Source organism: Synechococcus sp. MU1655, assembly GCF_023630655.1.
Classification (GTDB): Bacteria; Cyanobacteriota; Cyanobacteriia; order PCC-6307; family Cyanobiaceae; genus Synechococcus_C.
Map to the genome: position 1 here is coordinate 1 of NZ_JAKUHK010000177.1, position 4,268 is coordinate 4,268.

Genomic DNA, 4,268 nt, shown 5'->3' on the forward strand with positions numbered 1-4,268 from the left:
CCAAATCAGGATCGGTCAGTAAGTCATAAGCCCGCTCTGTTCTCTCCCATCGATGGTCACGATCCATCGCCCAGTAGCGCCCACAGAGACTGGCAATTCGGCCAATTCCATGGGTGTTGATTGCCGCTTGGATTTTGCTCAGGTGTGTTGGTGCGCTTTGGGTCGGCGTGTCTCGTCCGTCGGTGATCGCGTGGATGGCCACGTTCTTGAGACCCTCCTCTGCCGCCCATTCGAGAAGCCCACAAACGTGCTCTACATGGCTGTGTACGCCGCCATCGGAGCAGAGACCAAGCAGATGGAGGGTGCCACCAGTCCTGCGTAGACGTTCGGCGACTGATTGAAGAGCTGAGGTACTGCCAAGTCGGCGCTCGCGCACAGTTTCACTGATACGCACTAACTCTTGACGGATAATCCGACCGGCTCCAATGGTGAGGTGCCCTACTTCTGAATTCCCCATCTGACCGTCGGGGAGTCCCACATGGGATCCGCTCGCTTCAATAAGGGCGTGGGGATAGGCATGCCAGAGCGCATCGATGACCGGAGTTGAAGCGCTGCGGATGGCGTTGTGCTCAGTGGAGTCACAAAATCCCCATCCATCGAGGATCGCAAGAACCACAGGTGCAACGGGAGCGTTGCTGAGAAGATTTCCTTCGAGGTCGTTCGGTACGTTCACTCCGTCAATCTCAGTTCTTAAGTCCCTCTACAGAATCAAGTTACCTCCCTGCAGCCCAATGGTTCTGATTCTTGCCTTTCAGGTTTGCAAAAGCTGATCGTGCTGGGGAAAATCGTTCATACACTGATCGCCTTAAAAAAAAGCGATGGCTGATCGAAACGTTGGTGATGATCGGATTGAAATTCTCTCTGCGGATGAGTTGCGAAAAACCGTAACGCGCCTGGCATCTCAGGTTTTGGAGTCTGTGCCAACCGTTGAATCTCTGGTGCTTTTGGGGATCCCAACCCGCGGCGTTCAATTGGCTGGTGTCATTGCCAGCTCCTTACAAGATCAGAGCGGACACGTTGTGGCGACTGGCACCCTCGACCCCACCTTTCATCGTGATGATTTAGGTCGAGTGGGTGTGCGCATGGTCCAGGCCACCGATCTACCCGTGAGCGTGGAAGGAAGAGATGTTGTGCTCGTGGATGACGTTGTCTTCACTGGGCGAACCGTCAGAGCAGCGTTGGAGGCCATCCAGGCCTGGGGCAGACCACGCCGAGTTTCATTGCTGGTGATGGTGGACCGGGGCCATCGGGAATTGCCCATTCAGCCGGATTTTTGTGGCAGGGTCGTGCCGACGCGTCGATCGGAAACCATCGAACTGCGTCTTCTTGGCTTGGATGGAGAGGAGGGAGTTTTCCTTCGCCGCGTGAATGAAAACATCCCCGAATAATCTGGCTTGCCTCAACTCGCCGAGGTCAGCTCGTCCGCTCGGAAGTGGGCCTTGTAACGGCCAAAAGCCACAACGACGGGAAGAGTTGGGCTGATTGGACGTCCCTTCCAATCGTCGAGCACCTTGAAAACCTCTCCCTCACTTCCTTCCATATCGAAACTTTCTCCACGATGTTGGGGGTGGTTGAAAACAACAACACTGGTGGAGACGACAACCTTGTCACCCGGCTGCATGGACGTCCGTTCAAGTCAGGCGATTGTCTCACGGAGAGTTAGATCAAGGTCCCTTAGTGCTTGGCCTGACACAGCGTCTCAGGGCCGTCTTCAACGATGGTTCCACCTAGATCGCGGCAACCGGCCATGAAGGCTTCCCAAGGAGGCATTCCTTCGAGGATGTATGCCTCCACCGCCTCGTTCAACAGATCTCTCGCCACAGTGTGAGCCGGCAAGGCTCCATGGCTTTGGTGTTCTTTCCGATCCCTTAGATCGTCAATGGCCTGCTCTACTTCCTGACGCATGGGTTCGGCTTGGCGTTGCCACCAGGGATGATCGAGCTGGTTGAGCGCGCTGAGGGCTTCCCACCACTGATCTTGGTTCACATGCTCTCTCAGCTGTTCAAGCTGATGGCGATTGCGATTCCAGCTTTCCTTGAGGCTGTCACTTAAGCGACTTCCGGGTCGACCATCGTGCTTCTCCAGGGGACGAAGCATGGTCAAGGCCTCGTTTAATTGGCCCGCTCGAAATTGAGAGAGAGCCTGGTCGCGGAGCTCATCTCTCCAGAGTTTCAGCTGCTTTTGATCTTGCTCTTGTTGCTGCAGGGAGCCAACACCTGAATTGACGAGCTGCTCTTGAAGAAGCAGAGCCTGACCTGGATCAGCTGGATCCCAAGCCTGTTGAGCCAGTCTTCGACGACAAATGGCAAGCTCTTCAGGCGCTTTCTGCCCGAGCCAACGCAGCGCAGCTAGCTGCTCTCCGTAGCGCAAGCAGGCTGGGAGGTTATCCGTTAAGAGCGCCTGACTTAATTTCCGCGGCAGCTGTTGCTCCCATAAATAAGCTCCAGTACAAAGTGCTGCGACTCCACCAAGAGTCGCGATGATCCAAAAATGGGGCAGATGGCGACGCAGCGCCAAAATCCAAAGCCTCTTTAGACGAACTCCTTTCTATGGAGGGGAGAAAGGACTCTCAACTGTGTGTGGACGGACCGTTCACTGCACCGTTATCAGCGTGCACGGTTCGATGGCTAACCCCGTTCTTAGATCTTCTCCGCTCATGACAAGTTTAGCGTCGTCATCAAGGTGAAAAGCTAGGCGCACACAGTCTTCTCCTGGTTGACCCAGTGGATGGAGCTCAAGGCGAATGGTCTTGCTCAACAGAGGCCGAATGGTGTCCGGAACGTTGCTGTTATCCCTAACGGTGGGGATCCCTCCGACGAACACCACTTCGTGTCGTCGGTCGCCGTGGGGTTCACCGAGTACAAGCTCAAGATCCTGTTGATTGCTGCGACTTGCGCTCAGGTTCAGGACCAGGGGTTGAAGAGAAGGCCATGGCTGGCCGCAGAGGAATAAGGGATGCCAGTGATGGGAACTACTACGACGATCCCAGCACCTCAAATAGACGCCTTTTTGGAGGAGATCTCGGATCCTGACCCCAGGGGTGAGATTGAGAGCACCGGTTGCCACGGCTTGAACAGGTGGTGGTGTCAGCAACGGCACCGGCTGCATTGTCTCTGACAACCACTGGCGCATTAGCGGAAGATAGGCTCCACCACCAACTGCGACGACGGCGTTGAGGTCATCTGGTCTGCAGCCCTGCTGGCGGGCCGAGGCCAACGTGCGATCGAGCAGTCCCTCAAGAACCTTGAGCAATCCTCGGCGCTCAAGCAGCGCGTGGAATTGGTTCCGATTGAGCGACAAGGTGATCGGTTGAGCCAGATCGATGCCGCTGGCTAACTCCGTGAGGGTCTCTTCATTTCCGAGATTGGGATCGCTGAGGTTGCATTTCAAACGTTCAGCCGCATTTAAAAGGCTCGTCTGATTTCTCAGGATCAGGCCGGGATCGTTTGGGAGCAGATGATCCAGGATCCAGTGATCCAGATCTCTGCCGCCAAGGGCGATGCCGGCTTTTCCTAAAACCCTTGCCGAGCGCAGGGTCTGTTTGCTGTTTTTGAGGTCGCGTCCACGAAAGCGCAGCAGCTGCGCCAGTGGCGCTGCTTTTCCCTCGCCGCCTTCTAAGGCGACAAGGGAGAGGTCCAACGTGCCGCCCCCTAGATCCACCACCAACAACTTCGAGCCTGCAGGCAGTCCTGCGCCCATGGCCGCTGCAGTTGGCTCGTCCACGAGCGCCACCTCATCAACAGGAAGCCTCGAGCAGGCTTGCAAGAGCCACTGGCGATAACCAAGCGCCTGATCAACAGGAGCCGTGAGCACCAGCCGCTTCACCGACACTGTCGGAGGCAGGCGTTTCCAGATCTGGTGCAAGAGAATTTCGCCAGCTTGCTCAGGACTGAGGGGATGAGATGGCAGGTCGGATTTGTCCAAAACTCCGATCCAGCGTTTGAAGTCGCGATGAAGTTCTAGGGACGTCCCATCGGAGAGGCCGCTGTCGAGGACTTGCCGGCCCACGAGAGGTTGGTGGTTGGTTGGGGAGTTGCTCCAGATGAGGCTTGGGATTTCTCCCGGTCGTTGACTGATGGGTGCCAGGTCTAGGAGTTGAGGGGGCGACGCGCTGCCGTCCTGAAAGGCAACCACCGTATTGGTGCTCCCAATGTCGATCGCAAGTGTTCCTTGAGCGGAAAGATGAAGGTTTTGTTCTTCCTTGGGGGGCTGAACCTCAGCCATGGCCATCTTGATAAGAAGTTCAGGCTACGGGGCCTAGCGATGGA

The 4,268-nt window shown here is 56.2% G+C and carries 4 protein-coding genes and 1 pseudogene; 1 reads left to right on the forward strand and 4 read right to left on the reverse strand.

What is annotated here, in order from left to right:
- Positions 1-673, reverse strand: a pseudogene (locus NCN04_RS08575) (2,3-bisphosphoglycerate-independent phosphoglycerate mutase); the annotation flags it as partial.
- Between the two features lie 145 nt (positions 674-818).
- Between NCN04_RS08575 and pyrR the strand changes: the two are divergent.
- Positions 819-1,388, forward strand: coding sequence for a bifunctional pyr operon transcriptional regulator/uracil phosphoribosyltransferase PyrR (gene pyrR / locus NCN04_RS08580; RefSeq protein WP_048347134.1), 570 nt, complete (start codon positions 819-821; stop codon positions 1,386-1,388).
- A gap of 11 nt (positions 1,389-1,399) precedes the next feature.
- Here pyrR and NCN04_RS08585 read toward each other — a convergent pair whose 3' ends face one another.
- From NCN04_RS08585 to NCN04_RS08595, 3 genes are all read right to left on the reverse strand, one after another.
- Positions 1,400-1,621, reverse strand: coding sequence for a ferredoxin-thioredoxin reductase variable chain (locus NCN04_RS08585; protein WP_011620183.1), 222 nt, complete (start codon positions 1,619-1,621; stop codon positions 1,400-1,402).
- Between the two features lie 53 nt (positions 1,622-1,674).
- Positions 1,675-2,517: a hypothetical protein gene (locus NCN04_RS08590; RefSeq protein ID WP_048347133.1), complete on the reverse strand. Its 843-nt coding sequence runs from the start codon at positions 2,515-2,517 to the stop codon at positions 1,675-1,677.
- A 75-nt stretch (positions 2,518-2,592) separates the two neighbouring features.
- The gene (locus NCN04_RS08595) at positions 2,593-4,224 is read right to left on the reverse strand and encodes an Hsp70 family protein (protein ID WP_250395815.1); all 1,632 of its coding nucleotides are present in this window, start codon (positions 4,222-4,224) and stop codon (positions 2,593-2,595) included.
- Between the last annotated feature and the right edge of the window lie 44 nt (positions 4,225-4,268).

Excerpts from the sequence above, each read along its gene's own strand:
- pyrR (WP_048347134.1), top strand. The coding sequence starts at position 819 with ATGGCTGATCGAAACGTTGGTGATGATCGGATTGAAATTCTCTCTGCG.
- NCN04_RS08595 (WP_250395815.1), bottom strand. The coding sequence starts at position 4,224 with ATGGCTGAGGTTCAGCCCCCCAAGGAAGAACAAAACCTTCATCTTTCC.
- NCN04_RS08585 (WP_011620183.1), bottom strand. The coding sequence starts at position 1,621 with ATGCAGCCGGGTGACAAGGTTGTCGTCTCCACCAGTGTTGTTGTTTTC.